Origin of the sequence: Archangium sp., assembly GCF_036388035.1 — a bacterium.
Taxonomy (GTDB): domain Bacteria; phylum Myxococcota; class Myxococcia; order Myxococcales; family Myxococcaceae; genus Archangium.
On record NZ_DASVSO010000374.1, the window covers coordinates 1 to 15,712 of the forward strand.

At 70.3% G+C, this 15,712-nt stretch carries 13 protein-coding genes and 1 pseudogene; 8 read left to right on the forward strand and 6 right to left on the reverse strand.

All coding sequences use genetic code 11. The features are described from left to right. The coding region (locus tag VF697_RS15205) for an AMP-dependent synthetase/ligase (RefSeq protein ID WP_331095592.1) at positions 1 to 1,255 on the forward strand (1,255 nt) is incomplete at its 5' end. A gap of 67 nt (positions 1,256 to 1,322) precedes the next feature. Continuing rightward, the gene (locus VF697_RS15210) at positions 1,323 to 1,811 is read left to right on the forward strand and encodes a hypothetical protein (protein WP_331095594.1); all 489 of its coding nucleotides are present in this window, start codon (positions 1,323 to 1,325) and stop codon (positions 1,809 to 1,811) included. A gap of 1 nt (position 1,812) precedes the next feature. Here the strand turns inward: VF697_RS15210 and VF697_RS15215 are convergent, their stop codons facing one another. Further along, a complete protein-coding gene (locus tag VF697_RS15215; protein ID WP_331095596.1) occupies positions 1,813 to 2,106 on the reverse strand; it encodes a hypothetical protein in 294 nt (97 codons plus the stop codon). Between the two features lie 145 nt (positions 2,107 to 2,251). Between VF697_RS15215 and VF697_RS15220 the strand changes: the two genes are divergently transcribed. After that, positions 2,252 to 3,445, forward strand: a complete 1,194-nt coding sequence (locus VF697_RS15220; protein ID WP_331095598.1) for an SRPBCC family protein — start codon at positions 2,252 to 2,254, stop codon at positions 3,443 to 3,445. Between the two features lie 6 nt (positions 3,446 to 3,451). Here VF697_RS15220 and VF697_RS15225 read toward each other — a convergent pair whose 3' ends face one another. Beyond that, on the reverse strand, positions 3,452 to 5,227 hold the full coding sequence (locus VF697_RS15225; RefSeq protein WP_331095600.1) for a M48 family metallopeptidase: 1,776 nt from the start codon (positions 5,225 to 5,227) through the stop codon (positions 3,452 to 3,454). Positions 5,228 to 5,361: 134 nt separating this feature from the next. Between VF697_RS15225 and VF697_RS15230 the strand changes: the two genes are divergently transcribed. Together VF697_RS15230 and VF697_RS15235 are read left to right on the forward strand one after the other, a co-directional pair. Next, positions 5,362 to 7,047 carry a bifunctional metallophosphatase/5'-nucleotidase gene (locus tag VF697_RS15230; protein WP_331095601.1) on the forward strand — a complete coding sequence of 562 codons (1,686 nt, stop codon included), beginning with the start codon at positions 5,362 to 5,364 and terminating at the stop codon, positions 7,045 to 7,047. A gap of 88 nt (positions 7,048 to 7,135) precedes the next feature. Beyond that, positions 7,136 to 8,110 (forward strand): alpha/beta hydrolase, encoded by a 975-nt coding sequence (locus tag VF697_RS15235; RefSeq protein WP_331095603.1) that lies wholly within the window; start codon positions 7,136 to 7,138, stop codon positions 8,108 to 8,110. Between the two features lie 19 nt (positions 8,111 to 8,129). Here the strand turns inward: VF697_RS15235 and VF697_RS15240 are convergent, their stop codons facing one another. Both VF697_RS15240 and clpP read right to left on the reverse strand, forming a co-directional pair. Further along, on the reverse strand, positions 8,130 to 8,402 hold the full coding sequence (locus tag VF697_RS15240; RefSeq protein WP_331095605.1) for a hypothetical protein: 273 nt from the start codon (positions 8,400 to 8,402) through the stop codon (positions 8,130 to 8,132). Between the two features lie 236 nt (positions 8,403 to 8,638). Further along, complete coding sequence (gene clpP, locus VF697_RS15245; RefSeq protein ID WP_331095606.1) at positions 8,639 to 9,244, reverse strand: ATP-dependent Clp endopeptidase proteolytic subunit ClpP; 606 nt, start codon at positions 9,242 to 9,244, stop codon at positions 8,639 to 8,641. 200 nt (positions 9,245 to 9,444) lie between these two features. Between clpP and VF697_RS15250 the strand changes: the two genes are divergently transcribed. Beyond that, positions 9,445 to 10,191 (forward strand): hypothetical protein, encoded by a 747-nt coding sequence (locus tag VF697_RS15250; protein WP_331095608.1) that lies wholly within the window; start codon positions 9,445 to 9,447, stop codon positions 10,189 to 10,191. A 2-nt stretch (positions 10,192 to 10,193) separates the two neighbouring features. Here the strand turns inward: VF697_RS15250 and VF697_RS15255 are convergent, their stop codons facing one another. Both VF697_RS15255 and VF697_RS15260 read right to left on the reverse strand, forming a co-directional pair. Beyond that, positions 10,194 to 11,306, reverse strand: a complete 1,113-nt coding sequence (locus VF697_RS15255; RefSeq protein WP_331095610.1) for an acyltransferase — start codon at positions 11,304 to 11,306, stop codon at positions 10,194 to 10,196. A gap of 113 nt (positions 11,307 to 11,419) precedes the next feature. Continuing rightward, the gene (locus VF697_RS15260) at positions 11,420 to 12,151 is read right to left on the reverse strand and encodes a class I SAM-dependent methyltransferase (RefSeq protein ID WP_331095612.1); all 732 of its coding nucleotides are present in this window, start codon (positions 12,149 to 12,151) and stop codon (positions 11,420 to 11,422) included. 249 nt (positions 12,152 to 12,400) lie between these two features. On the opposite strand from VF697_RS15260, the gene eutB reads away from it, so the two are divergent. Beyond that, positions 12,401 to 14,677: an ethanolamine ammonia-lyase subunit EutB gene (eutB, locus tag VF697_RS15265; protein ID WP_414641292.1), complete on the forward strand. Its 2,277-nt coding sequence runs from the start codon at positions 12,401 to 12,403 to the stop codon at positions 14,675 to 14,677. Positions 14,678 to 14,801: 124 nt separating this feature from the next. Next, positions 14,802 to 15,712: pseudogene (locus tag VF697_RS15270) on the forward strand (glucuronylhydrolase); the annotation flags it as partial.

The following is a 15,712-nucleotide window of genomic DNA, read 5'->3' on the forward strand; positions in this document are numbered from 1 at the left end:
CTATACCTCGGGCACCACCGGACGGCCCCGGGGCTGCCTGCTCACCCACGCCAACATCCGGACGAATACCCTGCAGGTGATGCACCAGGCCGGCAAGTTGATCACCGAGCGGGACCGGACGCTGCTGTTCCTGCCGCTCGCCCACACGCTGGCGAAGATGCTCTTCCTCGTGGCGTTCGAGCGCGGCAACCCGGTGGCCTTCGCCAGCAGCGCCAGCAAGCTCACCGAGGAGCTGGGCATGGTCCGGCCCACGTGGTTCGGCATGGTGCCTCGGGTGCTGGAGAAGGTGTACCAGGCGGCGCAGCAGAAGGCCGAGCAGGCGGGCCATACGCGGATGTTCGACGTGGCCACGGAGGTGGCCATCGAGTTCTCGCGCGAGCGCTCCGCCGGCCGCGTCTCCCTCCTCACGCGGGTCCAGCACGCGCTCTTCGATCGGCTCGTGTACCGCAAGCTGCGCGAGGTGATGGGCGGCCAGTTGCGCTTCGCCGTGTCGGGCGGTGGGCCCCTGCCCGAGCGGCTCAACCACTTCTACCACGGCATCGGCGTGAAGGTGTTCGAGGGCTACGGCATGACCGAGACGAGCCCGGTGCTCACCCTCAACGCCGAGGACGGCGTGCGCATTGGCACGGTGGGCCGGCCGGTGCCCGGCACCACCGTGCGCATCGCGGAGGATGGAGAAGTCCTCGTGAAGGGGCCGCAGGTCTTCCAGGGCTACTGGCACAACGACGAGGCCACGCGGCGCACCTTCACCCCGGACGGCTGGCTCCAGACGGGAGACCTCGGGAGCCTGGATGAGGAGGGCTTCCTGCGCATCACCGGCCGCAAGAAGGAGATCCTCGTCACCGCGGCCGGCAAGAACGTGGCCCCGGGGCCGCTGGAGGATCGCATCCGCGAGCACCCGCTGGTCAGCCAGGCCATGGTGGTGGGCGAGGGCAAGCCGTTCGTGGCGGCGCTCATCACGCTCGACACCGGGGCCTACGCTCAGTGGGCGCGGAAGAATGGCAAGGCCGGGCAGCCGCTGGAGTCCATGGTGGAGGATCCACAGCTGCGCGCGGAGGTGGGCCAGGCGGTCGAGGCGGCCAACCGCTCGGTGTCGCGCGCGGAGTCCATCCGCAAGTTCGCCATCCTCCCACGCGACTTCACCGTCGAGAGCAACGAGCTGACGCCCTCGCTGAAGGTGCGGCGGCACATCGTCAGCAACACCTACGCGCAGGTCATCGAGCACCTCTTCCCGCAGGGGAGCACGGGAGACTGAGCGGGAGCCCGCTCCGCGCGCTTCCCGGTCTGCTAGGGTCCGGCGCCGCAAGAGCCGGGAGGACCGCTTGAGACGAGTCTGGGTGTTGGCGCTGCTGTCGGTGGTGTCGGGGGCCTGCTCGCAGGAGAAGAGCACGGCGGGCAAGGACAACAAGGCCGCGGAGCAGCAGGCCCTCCTGGCGCGCCAGGACGACAAGTGCCCGGGCGCCACCGTGAAGGGGTGCCTGGACGCCGCCGCCGAGGCCGAGAAGAAGGGCGACGCCCCGCGCGCCGTCGAGCTGTACACCCAGGCGTGTGACGCGGGCTTCGCTCGTGCCTGCGTGACGCTGGGCACCTTCCACTGGCAGGGCCGCGGCGTGCCGGCCGCCGACCCCGCCCGGGCCTACCTCCTTTATATGCGCGGGTGCGAGGCGGGTGACGCGGCGGGCTGCTTCAGCGCCGCCATCTGCCACCGCACGGGCACCTGCGCCGAGAAGAACGACGCTCGGGCCACCGAGCTGCTCCGCCGCGCGTGTGACGGCGGCGACAAGCGGGCCTGCGCCAACCTCCCGCGCTGACTCAGGCGATGATGGTCGGCTGACCCATGGGCGACTGGCCCGGGTCGGGCGCCTCGTGGATGCCTGGAGGCTGGGCCTCGGGCTCGGACCTGCGGATGGGGTCCTCCATGGGTGGCTCGTGCCGGGGCGGTTCGATCTCCGGCGGCTGGCGCGTCGGCGGTTCAATCTCCGGCGCGTGCCTCCGGGGTGGATCCACCTCCGGCGGTCCCTGGGGTTCCGGGTTGCGCTGCGGCGACTTCTGAGGCTCCGGCTCCTTCACCGGGGCTCCGGGCTCCGTGGGCGGCAGAACAGGCATGATTCCCCTCCTTCGTCCTCAATCTGCTCATGGGCGTAGGTCGGGGTATGAGGCGGCCAAGGAGGAAGGCCCTCGCCTGCTTGCTGCTAAACCTCCTACCTGCCCCTACGTTGGGTTCTACCTGAGTTCCCAGGAGGGCGTGGAAATGAGAGCTACCGGGTGGATCGTGGGAGGCGTGGGGGTGGGCGTGGGGGTGATGTACTGGGCGGACCCCCGCAGCGGTCGGCGCCGTCGCGCCGTGACGCACGACAAGGCCCTGCACACCCTCCATGCGGTCGAGAACGCGGCCCGCGTGGTGGGGCGCGACATCCTCCACCGCGTGCGCGGCTTCTTCTTCGAGACCCAGGGGCGGATGCGCCGGGAAGAGGTGGACGACAGGACCATCGAGGCCCGCGTCCGCTCGGCGCTCGGCCGCGTGTGCTCGCACCCGCACGCCATCCGGGTGAACGTGGAGATCGGCCGGGTACGGCTCGAGGGGGACATCCTGAAGGTCGAGCATCCCAAGGTGCTCGCCCGCATCGCGCGTGTGCGCGGGGTGCTGGATGTGATCGACAACCTGCAGGTGCACAAGCAAGCCAGCAACCACCCGGAGCTGCAAGGCGGCAAGGTGCGCACGGGAGACAGGCCCGAGTTCCTCCAGCACAACTGGTCGCCCGCGGCGCGCTTCCTCGGGGGCATCTGTGGCGGCAGCCTGCTGACGTTGGGGCTATGGCAGCGCGGCTTGGTGGGGGGAAGCGCGGCCTTCCTCGGCTCGCTCCTCACCCTGCGCAGCATCACCAACCTCGAGCTCAAGCGCCTCACCGGCGTGGGTGCCGGGCGCCAGGCCATCGCGCTGCACAAGGACATCCTCGTCCATGCGCCGGTGGAGGAGGTGTTCGGCTTCTGGCGGGCGATGGAGAACTTCCCCCTCTTCATGAGCCATGTGGAGGAGGTGCGCACCAGCGGCGAGGACCGCTCCCACTGGCGGGTGAAGGGCCCGGCCGGCATCGTCTTCGAGTGGGACGCCCTCACCACCCGGCTCATCCCCCATCAGGTGCTCGCCTGGAAGAGCGTGGAGGGCTCCACGGTGGAGAACGCCGGCATCATCCGCTTCGAGCGGGCCAACGGCGGCCGCTCCACGCGGCTGGACATCCGCCTGTCCTACAACCCACCCGCGGGCGCGCTGGGCCATGGCTTCGCCAGGCTGCTGGGGGTGGACCCCAAGAAGCAGATGGATGACGACCTGCTGCGCTTCAAGTCGCTGCTCGAGACGGGCAAGGCCACGGGGCACGAGACCGTCTCGCGCGAGCAGTTGCCGCTCCCGACGCCGGAGCACTCCGGGCCGAGATCCGTGCACTGACGGCCCTCACGTGTTGCAGCGCTGGAGGAGCTCCGCGTACTCGGCGTTGGGCACCTCGAGGGTGATGAGGTCCGCGCCCTGCTCGTAGCCCTTCACCCGGAAGGCCTCGTGCGCCCGCTGCGCATGGGCCTCGCAGGTGGGCACCTCGAAGGTGACGTGGCCGCTGTCGCTCAGCACCCCGCCCACGCGGAAGTCCGTCTCCACGTGGCCGGCGAGGGAGCCGCAGCACAGCGCGCAGCACTGGGGCAGGCCCAGGCGCGCGAGCGGGGCCCGCACCTCCGCCCCATCCTGGGCCCGCTGCACCTTCACCGGGGCCCGGGGCGCGAGCGCATCCTCATGCTCCTTGCCCTGCACCTTCCACGTGGCGTCCCCGGCCACCGCGTGCTGGGAGCACACGCGCTCCAGCTCCTCGAGTCCACGCGTGCCCGCCAGCAGCCCCTCGACGAGCGCCGTCGGGTCCACCAGCGTCCCATGGCGCTCCAGCTTCAGCGACTCGCCCGGAGACGTCGTCCAGGCCAGGCCGTGCCGGCCGAGGATGCTCGCCAGGTACGCGCTCACCGCGTGGCCCACCGTCTCGCGCACCCGCGCGTCGCGGTCCGGCGCCTTGTAGCCCACCAGCCGCGGGTTGACGGCCTCGGCGAAGGACTCCCGCGCGGCGGCGTCCTCGAGCAGCACCGGCACCCGGGCCAGCGAGAAGTCCGGCACCCGCGCCTGCACACGGTTGGCCGTCTCGTTCCACAGCACGCTCCAGCGCGTCCCCGTCTCGGACCAGGGAATGAGCTTCAGCTCCTGGGGCCGCATCTCGTCCGTGTAGCGCTTCTCGAGCGCCTCCACGTCCGAGAGCAGCGTGTACGAGGGCGTCTCGTCCATGGGCTGGTCCGGCACCTCCACCTTCTCGGCGAAGGCGATGCGCTCCTCCAGGCCCGGGTGCGAGTCGTACGGGTCCGTCTTCCGCTCGGCCAGCAGCGCCTTCACCTTCGGCTGCATCCGCTGCCAGCCCGAGCTGCCGATGTAGCGGCGGTAGCCCTCGAAGAAGTTGTCCGGCACCACGCCCAGCCGCCCCAACGGGAGCACCTCGTAGTCCATGAAGAGGGAGAAGCCCACCCCATGCATGCCCTCCTGCCGCAGGCCGGTGATGTGCGCCTGCTTGCCGGCGATGCGCAGGCTCCACTCGTCCGCCACCAGTTCCTGCTGCCGGCTGATGGCCTGGGTGATGCGCATGTACATGCGCAGCATCCACGCGAAGGGAAGCTGCAGCAGGTTGCGACCGCTCTGCCCCAGGTTCTCCAGGGTGCGGCCCATGGCCGCGCGCGTGGCGTAGATGAGGCCGGACAGCTTCGTCTCACCGCCCTTGAAGTGGCCGAACTCGTGAGCCACGGTGGCGCGGAACTGGGAGAGGTTGTCCACCGACAGCAGGCCCAGGCCGATGCCCATGACGCGCCGGCCGCCGAAGCCCAGGAAGCCGCCCACCTGCGCCACGAAGGCATTCACGTCCGGGATGAGGTACACCGCCGCGGGCATCTCCGCGTCCATGCGCCGGGCCACGTCGCGGATGGTGGCGAACAGCCGCGGGTGCTCCTCCTCGGTGAGAAGCGGCCCGGGCGGCTGGAACGCGGGGCCTCGCGGCACGAGGCTCCACAGGATGGCACCCGCCCCCAACGCGCAGATGAGGGTGAGCTGCACGTGGACGCGGTGCGCCACCGTGTAGAGGAAGTACGGGATGGAGAGCAGGCCGAGCGCCGTGCCCACCGCCACCACGTAGAAGAGGACGAGAAACCCCACGGCGAGTACTGCACGGACTGTGTATGAGCGGGCCCACATAGGCGTTTCCCCCTCGGTCAGAAAAGCGCCAACACTCTACGGTGAAGCGGGGGGCGGGCGGAATCGTCCGGATTGTGAGACATAGGGGCGCTCGCATGCGAACGCCTCCTTCCTCCTCTCGCTCCCCCTTCCGCGCCCTGCTGCTCTCCGGTGCGCTGCTCCTCTCCTGCGCCCATGCCGGTGGCCCGTCCCCGTCCACCAGCTCGGACGCCATGGCCCGCTCCCGCCAGGTGCGCGTGCAGGTGCTGGCCCTCAACGACTTCCACGGCCATCTCGCTCCACCCCCGGGCTCCTCTGGTGAGCTCCGCACGGGCCTCACCAAGGTGAAGGCCGGCGGCGCCAGCTTCCTCGCCCGGCACCTCGCCAACCTGCGCGCCACCAACCCGAATACGGTGGTGGTGGCCGCGGGAGACCTCATCGGCGCCACCCCCCTCGTCTCCGCCCTCTTCCACGACGAGCCCACCCTCGAGGCCATGAACCTCATGGGCCTGGACCTCGCGGCCGTGGGCAACCACGAGTTCGACGAGGGCACCACCGAGCTCCAGCGCATGCAGTCCGGCGGCTGCCACCCGGTGGACGGCTGCCAGGATGGCACGCCCTACGCCGGCGCCCGCTTCAGCTACCTCGCCGCCAACGTGCGCACGCCCCAGGGCCCCACCCTCTTCCCTCCCTACGCCGTCCGCGAGTTCGAGGGCGTGAAGGTGGCCTTCATCGGCATGACGCTGGAGGGCACCCCTGAAATCGTCGACGCCTCGGGCATCGTGGGGCTCCAGTTCCGCGACGAGGTGGAGACGGTCAACGCCCTGGTGCCCGAGCTGAAGCGGCAGGGCGTGGAGGCCATCGTCGTGGTGGTGCACGAGGGCGGCAACCAGTCGGGCCTGTACGACGGGTGCGAGGGCATCTCCGGCCCCATCGTCGACATCGTCAAGGGGGTGGACAAGGCGGTGGACGTGTTCGTCACCGGCCACACCCACCAGGCGTACAACTGCGTCATCGACGGCAAGCGCGTTACCAGCGGGGCCTCCTACGGGCGGCTCATCACCGACATCGACCTCGTGCTGGACGCGGCCACCGGAGACGTCGTGGAGGCCACCGCGCACAACGTGCCCGTCACCCAGGACGTGGAGCGCGTCCCCGAGGTGCAGGCGCTCGTGGACCGCTACGACACGCTCTCCGCGCCCCTGCGCGAGCGCGTCCTCGGCCGGGTGACGGCGCCGCTCCGGCAGCCCAATGCCAAGGAGTGGCCCTCGGGCGAGTCCCCGCTGGGCAACGCCCTCGCCGACGCGCTGCTCGAGGCCACGAAGGACGCGGGCTCCCAGGTGGCCTTCATGAACCCGGGCGGCATCCGCGGGGAGCTCGACGCGGGCGACGTCACCTATGGCGAGGCCTTCACCCTCCAGCCCTTCGGCAATGCCCTGGTGACGATGACGCTCACCGGCGCGCAGCTGCGCACCCTGCTGGAGCAGCAGTGGGAGGGCAGCCACGCCCGCGTCCTCCAGCCCTCGCGGGGCTTCTCCTATACGTGGAAGGCCTCGGCGCCCCTGGGCCAGCGGGTGGACCCGGCCAGCCCGCGGTTGAATGGCCAGCCCATCGACCCGGCCGGCCGCTACCGCGTCACGGTGAACAGCTTCCTGGCGAGCGGTGGAGATGGCTTCCGCGTGCTCGCCGAGGGCACGGAGCGGCGCGGCGGCATGGTGGACGTGGATGCACTGGAGGCGTGGTTGAAGTCGCACTCCCCGCGCACCCCGCCGGAGACGAATCGCATCACCCGCGTGGAGTAGCCGCCACCCGACAGTCGAGCCGGGCAACGGGCGACAGTTTCCGCGCCCGGCCCGGGCAACCCGAGGGGAGACGTGGCACATACGGGCCATGCCTTCCTCGCGTCTGGGAGTCCTGGGTTGTGCCGTGCTGGGTGCGCTGCTGGTGGCCTGTTCCCACACGCCCCGCGCCGCCGGGGCCGAGCCGCCGCTGGCCCCCGGTGAGCACCACCGCTTCGTCAATGGCGTGCGGCTGTACTACCGCGTCGCCGGAGACGCCCCCTTCTGGCGCGCCCCGGTGCTCTTCCTCCACGGTGGCCCCGGCTACAACAGCTACAGCTTCGCCCGGCTGATGGGGCCGCGGCTGGAGCAGGCCCGGCGCATGGTCTACCTGGACCAGCGCGGCTGTGGCCGCTCCGAGCGCCCCTGGGACGGCCGCTACTCGCTGGAGGTGCTGGTGGAGGACCTGGAGGCGCTGCGCCAGGAGCTGGGCGTGGAGCGCTGGGTGCTGCTGGGCCACTCCTTTGGCGGGACGCTCGCGCTGGAGTACGCGGCGCGCCACCCGGAGCACGTGGCGGGCATTGTGTACGTGGACGGCCTGTCCGACTCGGCGGCCTCGTTCGCCACCTGGAGGCGCGAGCTCGAACGCCTGCACCCCGGGCGACTCGCCGAGACGGCTTCCGACGAGGACACCTCGGACTACACGCAGGTGATGCGGGCGCTGCGGGGCCTGGACGCACCGGGCTTCTTCCACTCGCTCCAGTTCCGCAACACGGTGTACCTCCAGATGCAGGAGGCGGTGGACGCGGAGAGCGGCCTGCGCAACACGGGGGAATTGTCCCGGGCCCTGTTCTCCAACGAGCTGGCCGACTACCGCTTCACGGCCTCCGAGCGCATCACCGCGCCCGTGCTCGTCGTCGGCGGGCAGCATGACCACGCCATCGGCCTGGAGACGATGCGGGCACTGGCGAAGGCCCTGCCGCGCGCCACCCTCCTCGAGTACGAGCAGAGCGGGCACTTCCCCTACCTGGAAGAGGCGGACCGCTTCGCGCAGGACGTGACGGAATTCCTCTCCACCCTGCCGTGAAGCCGGGCTCCGAGGCGCCTCACGGCCCCGGAGTGCCACGACCCGCCGCGCCGCCCACCTCGGTGGACCCGACGACGCGGGGACGGGCCCCGTCGAACTCGAGGTCCAGCAGCTTGCCCGAGCCCTGGGGCGCCAGGCCGAAGCGCACGCGCCAGTAGTTGGGGCGCACCTGGACGGCCTCGGCGACCTCGGCCACCTCGTAGCCCTCCGAGAGGGCGTACTCCTGGCTGAGGCGGATGACGTCGTTGTAGCCGATCTCCTGCTGGACGGAGTTCGGCGGCGCTGGCTGCATGCGACCTTCCCGGGTCGGTCCGACACAGCCGACGCCAAGGAGGGTGGAGCTCAAGAAGAAGAGGGCGAGTGCGGAGCGGAGCGGAACCATGACAGTTCAAAGGTGAGCATGGTCCGTGCCACGGGCGGCTCACTCGGGGCTCGACAGGAGCCCCGGAGCCCGGCCCGCAAGTGTTGCATCCAGCCGAGTCCCAGCCCGCAGCGATTGCACGCGGCGGGCGGGTCCTCGGAATACGGCTAGGTCTTGTTGGCCGCCGGCAGGAGGATCTGCTTGTTCACCACCTCGTCGATGATGCCGTACTGCCGGGCCTCCTCGGCGCTCATGAAGTAGTCGCGCTCGGTGTCCTTCTCGATGCGCTCCACGCTGTGGCCCGTGTGCTTCACGATGAGGCCGTTGATGTACGAGCGCAGGCGCAAAATCTCCTTGGCCTGGATGTCGATGTCCGAGGCCTGTCCCTGCGCGCCACCCAGCGGCTGGTGGATCATGATGCGCGCGTTGGGCAGGGCGTAGCGCTTGCCCGTCGACCCGGCGAGCAGCAGCAGCGCGCCCATCGAGGCCGCCTGCCCGATGCAGATGGTGGACACCGGACACTTGACGTACTGCATCGTGTCGTAGATGGCCAGGCCCGCCGTCACCGAGCCTCCGGGCGAGTTGATGTAGAGGTTGATGCCCTTGTCCGGGTCCTCGGACTCGAGGAAGAGGAGCTGGGCGACGATGATGTTGGCCACATCATCGTTCACCGGCGTGCCCAACATGACAATCCGGTCCTTGAGGAGCCGGCTGTAGAGGTCGTACGCGCGCTCGCCCCGGTGGGTGGTCTCGATGACGAAGGGGATGTTCATGGCGTTCCAACACTAATGCGCCTCCCCGCCTGACGCCCGCCCGTTCTTTCCGGATCGTGCTCCAGGCTACGGTCGGACCCGGTGGCCCACCGCTGAACGGTCCCCGGCAGGCCCCCTGTCCCCCCTCCTCCCGGGCACGGGGCCCGGAATGGCCGAACGCGCCTACCGCACCCCACCGTGTGCTCGCGGAGGGTCGGCACATGTTCGAGTGGCGAGAAGCGGTCGGGCGCGCGGTGGGAAGCCTGTGGGGGCCGGGCTTTCGCGTCACGGCGGAGAAGCGTCACGCCCGGGCCGTGCACGCCGAGGGCCTCTGCCTCCAGGCCGAGGTGATACCCGTGCGGACCGACCCGCCCTTCACGGAGGTGGCCGAGCGCCTCGCGGGCCCCGCGCTGGTGCGGCTCTCCACCGCCACCTGGCGGGGCGGCCGCGAGTGGCCGGACCTCCTGGGCGCCACGGTGCGCTTCCGGCGCGACGCGCGACTCACCGAGGAGGCCGCCCCCGGAGACCAGGACCTCCTGTGCGCCACCCTGCGTCACGTCTGGACGCTCGGCCCGGCCTTCTTCACCACCCACGTCCACGACTGGCTGGAGAACGACTACTACGGCCTCGCGCCCTTCATGGTGCGGGGCCTGGGACGGGCGAAGGTGCGGCTCACCTCGCTCCGGGACGGCGCCCGGCGGCAGGGCTCGCGCGTCCAGCGGCTCCGGGAGGCCCTGCGCGAGGGCCACGGCGTCCTCACCTTCGAGCTCCTCCCCCAGGAGCACGGGCTGCCCCACACCTGGACGCCGCTGGCGGACATCTTCCTGCGCGAGGAAGTGGCGCTCGACCCCGAGCGCCTGCGCTTCGATCCCTTCCGCGACGGGCTCGGCATCACGCCGCGCGGGTTCCTGCACGCCCTGCGGCCCTCGGCCTACCGGCAGAGCCAGGTGGGCCGCACCGAGCACTGAACTCAGCGCGCGGGGCCGGGAAGAGGCACTGCCTTGTCGCGCGGGAGCAGGCGCGTCTTGAGCCGCTGGGCGAGCGCGACGCTCGGCAGCTCCACCCACCGGTGCAGCAGGTGGGAGGCGGCGAGGCTCAGCAGCAGGGACAGCGCGAACCACGCCAGCGCGGCCGGCCGCGACTCGCCGGTGAGCCGCTGCCCGGCGTTGAGCACGCGGTAGCCCACCGTGAAATGCACGAGGTAGAGGCTGTAGGAGGTGCGCCCGAGGTACTGCAGCACCCGTCCCGAGAACAGCCGCGCCAGTCCGGGCAGCCGAGCGGAGGCGAAGAGCAGCCCGGCCGTGGCCAGCCCGGCGAAGGGCGCCAGCTCGCCCGTGAAGGCACCACAGCCGGCGATGGCCAGCGACAGGCCGACCAGGGCCCACCCGGACCAACGCCGGAAGTCGCACCAGTAGGTCAGGCACCCGAGGACGAAGAGGTACCAGTGCGGGAGGAAGAGGTGCTTCCAGGCGGCGGCGTCCGCGACGAAGAAGAGCGAGCCGAGGGCCAGCGGGGCGAGCACCGCGCCCAGCACGGGGCTGCGGATGAGCTCGGGACCGGAGCGGCGCGCCAGCCGGGTGGCGAGCCAGAGCAGCGCGATGAAGAGGAGGTAGAACTGGACCTCGATGCACAGCGTCCAGAAGACCGTGACGATGTCTTCCCAGCCCAGGAAGTGCTGGGCATAGATGAGGTGCGCGGCGATCCACCCGGGCGAGGGCATGGGCGCGGCGCGCTCGGGGTGCAGCAGCAGGGGCAACCCCTGGTCGAGCACGGCCAGGGCCAGCACCACCCAATAAGGAGGATCCAACCGTACCTGCCGCCGGAGCGCGAAGCGCGCGGCGGAGCCCAGGTCGATCGTCGTGTCCCGCAGCGAGTGCGCGATGACGTAGCCGCTGAGCACGAAGAAGATCTGCACGCCGAGATAGCCATGCCACAGCACGGTGCTCAGCACCGCCGGGGTCCAGCTCTCGAGGGGCCGGACGAGGGGGCCGATGAAGAGGTGGAACAGGGTCACGGCCAGCGCGGCGAGACCTCTCAGGCCATCTACGTACTGGAAACGGTGAGGGGACGTGTCGACGCTCATCGGACGGACCCTCCTTCTACCGTGCGAGGGGAGAGGGAACCAGAGCGGGCGGAGCCCCTGGTCGCCTGCCTGCGGACGGAGCCTGGAGACAGGGGGCTATGTCCCCGCCCATCTCACGGACGGAACTCCTGGAGCCACACCGACTCGAAGCCCCAGGTGAAGAGCATCCGGTAGTGAGCCAGGGGGACGAAGCCCGCGCCCTCGATGGGCCGTGACACCGTGAGGAAGCGCGTCCCCGGCCGACACCTGCGGAAGCGCTCCACCAGGCGGGCCTTCGTCTCGGGACTCAACGCCGTCCAGGCCGCGAAGACGTGGGTGGCTTCCCCCAGGTCCTCGCGCGTCGCATCTCCCACGGTGAGGGTGATGCCCGCGGGCCGGAGCTGTCCCGCCACGCTCGCGACATGGTCCGCCAGCAGCTCCACCCCGCGCGCCTCCGCCCCCAGCCACCGCGCCGCGAGCAGCGCCCGCCCCCGCCCGGCTCCGATGTCCACCACCCGGCTGCCCCGGCCCACTCCGGCCCGACGGAAGAAGCGGAGCGCCGTGAGCAGCGGCGTCTCGCCATAGATGAGCTCGCGGAACCCCTGCCCACTGGCCTTCAGCGCCCGCGTCACCTCGAAGGTGCGCCGGGGCCGGTAGGGCGAGTGGAGCAGCTCCGCCAGCCAGATGCCCAGGTAGGGCCGCAGCAACCACGGGCGCGCCAGCAGCACCCCCACATCCGTGACGCGGGTGAGGAGACCGATGGCCAACACCGACACCTGGAGCGCCACCGCCTGGAGGAACGGCAGGTCCAGATCCTCCAGCGAGTCGTCCTGGCTCCTCCCCGGCGGGGGCTCCGGCTCCTTCATGCGCGGCAGGCTCTCCGGAATCGGAGCCTCGCGCAATGGCTCCAGTTTTCAATCCCAGACAGTGCCGTGTTGCCTGTCACGTCAGGGCTGCACGTAGAATTCCCCTTCAAATCACCGAGGGGAGCCCCCATGAAGACGCTGCATCGGGTCCGGCCACGTCGTGCCCTGTCACGAGGCCCCGTTCCTCCATCCCCGCGCCAGCGCTGGCTGCCGGTGGAGATGCGCCGCCGGACATTCATGACCTCGCTGATGCTGGGGGCCTCCGCGCTGGCCCTCGGCGGGTGCGAGGAGAAGCCACCCGCGACGACTCCACCGGGCGTGTACATCCCCTCGGTGAAGGAGGGAGAGAGCGTCTTCGGCTACCTCGAGCGCACCCGGGGCGGCTTCGACCAGACCCTCTACCGGCAGATCATCGGCGCGGCCAACGCGTACAAGGAGGGCGATGAGGCCGCGGGCCTGGCCGCGGCGGACGACACCTCGCGCACCAACGCCCGCCGCCTGCTGCACCACACCCGCATCGGCGAGCTGCGCGCCCATCCGCTCTTCGAGGATGGCCTCTTCTCCCTCATCGAGCAGGGCGTGGACCCCGCCATGGCCGCCAACCTGGAGGGCTGGACGCTGGGCGACCTCAAGACGTTCCTCCTCGACCAGCCGGAGGAGGCCATCAAGGCCTATATGCCCGGGCTGGGCAGCGACCTCATCGCCTGCGTGGTGAAGCTGATGAGCAACGAGGAGCTCGTCGCCGTCGGCGCCAAGGTTTTCAACCCGCTGCCCGGCAGCAAGGTGGGCGCCCGGGGCTACCTGGGCGCGCGCATCCAACCCAACTCGCCCACGGACCACCCGGACGACATCCGCTGGCAGGTCTTCAACGGCTGGGCCTTCGCCGTGGGGGACGTGGTGCTCGGCACCAACCCCGTCTCCAGCGAGGTGGCCTCGGTGGCCACGGTGGAGACGGCCCTGAAGGACGTCCTGGACACGTTCGCGCTCTCGGACGTCATGCCCCACTGCGTGCTGTCCCACATCGACATCCAGGCCGAGGTGGAGAAGCAGCAGCCGGGCACCACGGGCGTGTGGTTCCAGAGCCTCGGCGGCACCGAGGGCGCCAACGGGACGTTCGACGTCACCCTTCCCAAGATGCTGGCCCACGCGGCCCAGCGCACCGGCAAGTACGGCCTCTACTTCGAGACGGGCCAGGGCGCCGACGGCACCAACGGCCATGGCGAAGGCTTCGACATGGTGGTGCACGAGTCGCGCAAGTACGGCTTCGCGCGCGTGCTCAAGCAGCACGTGGCCCAGGCGCAGCTCCGGGCCGGCAAGGAGGCCGCCCCCTGGGTCCACCTCAACGACGTGGCGGGCTTCATCGGCCCCGAGGTGTTCCGCACCCGCGAGCAGCTCGTGCGCTGCTGCCTCGAGGACATCGTCATGGGCAAGCTGCACGGGCTGATGATTGGCCTGGACGTCTGCTCCACGCTGCACATGGAGGTCAACCTGGATGACCTCGACTGGTGCCTGGATCAGATCATGCCGGCCAACCCCGGCTACCTCATGGCGCTGCCCACCAAGAACGACCCGATGCTCAGCTACCTGACCACGGCGTTCCAGGACCACGTCCGCATCCGAGAGAAGTTCGGCTACAAGGTGGACGACCGGATGTGGGCCTTCTACCAGGAACTCGGCGTCATCGACGCGCGGGGCCGCCCCACCGAGCACTTCGGCGACCCCACCTGGGTGTACCTCCAGTACCTGCGGCGCAAGGGCGACACGCGCCCGAGCGAGGAGCTGCTCGCCGAGGGCAAGGCGCGGATGGAGGAGGTGCGCAAGCGGGGCGTGTGGCTGGCCGAGGGCCACGGTGCCCAGGCGTGGGACCTGAACCCCGCGCTGGACCGGGAGATCCGCGACCTCTACGAGGACGCGAAGCGGAGCATCTGGGCCGAGCTGCCCCCGACCTTCACCAGTGCGCTTCCCGGCGCGGTGCGCGTGGCCACCGAGTCCAAGGACCGCATGGACTACATCCTCCACCCACCCTCGGGGGAGCAGCTCTCCGCGAGGGCCGTGGAATCGCTCCACCTGCTGCGAGACCTCCAGGCGGGCCGCTACAACGTGCAGCTCGTCATCTCGGATGGACTCAACGCCTTCGCGCTCACCGACGAGGGACACCTCACGCCGTACCTGGAGCGGGTGCGGGCGGAGCTGACGGCCGCGGGCTACGAGGTGGCACCGCAGCCCGTCGTGGTGACCTCGGGGCGGGTGCGCGCCGGCTACCACATCGGCGAGGTGCTGTACGGCTCGCTGCCGGAGAAGGACTCGCGCCGGGCCCTCCTGCACATCATCGGCGAGCGCCCCGGCTCGGGGCACCACGCCTTCTCCGTCTACATCACCGCCCCCACGGTGGGCACCTGGGCCCAGGAGGGCGTGGTGGACCACAACATCACCCGCGTGGTGTCCGGCATCGCCGACACGGCGCTCTCCCCGTCCACCGCCGCGGTGGACACGGTGAGCATCCTCAAGCAGCTCGCGCCGCCCTGATGTGACGCTCCCTCCCGAAGCCTGGATGCTGGATGGCCGGGCTCTGCGGACCTCTCATGCACACCCCTTTTTCCCCGGCGGACACGGGGTGGGGTGTGCATGAACAGGGAAAGGGGGCACGTTCATGATTGACAGCAACCGAAGCAAACTCTCTGTCTGGCTACACCACTCCTTCAAGTCCTTTGTCTGGCTATGGGCCGGAGTCCTCTGCGTACTCGCGGCGGGTCCGGCCCGAGCCTTTGATGACGCGGCGGCGGACCGGGCACTCCAATTCGCCCGGCAGCAGTTGAACCGCTCCGCCACGAATCCGCAGATACCGACGAACCAGTACCCCAAGGCCAGCACCGACGGCACCTGGAAGCTGGTTCCCAACACCGACATGATCGGCTGGGTCCAGGGCTTCTTCCCAGGCCAGCTCTGGTACCTCTACGACCAGGGGCGAGACCCCTTCTGGAAGACGAAGGCGGATGCCTGGACTCGCAACCTGGAGGTGCAGAAGACCAACACCCAGACGCATGACCTGGGCTTCAAATTCATGCCCAGCTTCGGCCACGCGTACCGGCTGACAGGGGACCCCTTCTACCAGAACGTCCTGCTGACGGCCGCCGGCTCGCTGGCCACCCGCTTCAACTCCACGGTAGGGGTCATCGACTGCTGCGATTGGAACTCAGCCTGGCAGGTTCCCCTGGTCACCGACACCATGGTGGACCTGGAGCTGCTCTTCTGGGCCTCGCAGAACGGGGGCAATCCCGCCTGGAAGGACATGGCGCTCCGCCATGCCCTGAAAACCATGACGGACATGGTGCGAGCCGACGGCGGCACCTTCCACGTGGTGGACTACAGCACCTCGGGCAGCATCCGCTCCAAGGGCACGTTCCAGGGGTTCAGCAACAGCTCCACCTGGGCCCGAGGGCAGGCGTGGGCCATCTACGGCTTCACCATGGCGTACCGGTACACGCGGGACGCGCGCATGCTGCAGACGGCGCAGAAGGTCACCGACTACTACCTCGCCCGGCTGCCGGCGGACTCCGTCCC

Coding starts and splice junctions, on each gene's coding strand:
- VF697_RS15215 (WP_331095596.1), bottom strand. CDS start 2,106: ATGCCTGTTCTGCCGCCCACGGAGCCCGGAGCCCCGGTGAAGGAGCCG.
- VF697_RS15220 (WP_331095598.1), top strand. CDS start 2,252: ATGAGAGCTACCGGGTGGATCGTGGGAGGCGTGGGGGTGGGCGTGGGG.
- VF697_RS15230 (WP_331095601.1), top strand. CDS start 5,362: ATGCGAACGCCTCCTTCCTCCTCTCGCTCCCCCTTCCGCGCCCTGCTG.
- VF697_RS15235 (WP_331095603.1), top strand. CDS start 7,136: ATGCCTTCCTCGCGTCTGGGAGTCCTGGGTTGTGCCGTGCTGGGTGCG.
- VF697_RS15240 (WP_331095605.1), bottom strand. CDS start 8,402: ATGCAGCCAGCGCCGCCGAACTCCGTCCAGCAGGAGATCGGCTACAAC.
- clpP (WP_331095606.1), bottom strand. CDS start 9,244: ATGAACATCCCCTTCGTCATCGAGACCACCCACCGGGGCGAGCGCGCG.
- VF697_RS15250 (WP_331095608.1), top strand. CDS start 9,445: ATGTTCGAGTGGCGAGAAGCGGTCGGGCGCGCGGTGGGAAGCCTGTGG.
- VF697_RS15255 (WP_331095610.1), bottom strand. CDS start 11,306: ATGAGCGTCGACACGTCCCCTCACCGTTTCCAGTACGTAGATGGCCTG.
- VF697_RS15260 (WP_331095612.1), bottom strand. CDS start 12,151: ATGAAGGAGCCGGAGCCCCCGCCGGGGAGGAGCCAGGACGACTCGCTG.
- eutB (WP_414641292.1), top strand. CDS start 12,401: ATGCTGGGGGCCTCCGCGCTGGCCCTCGGCGGGTGCGAGGAGAAGCCA.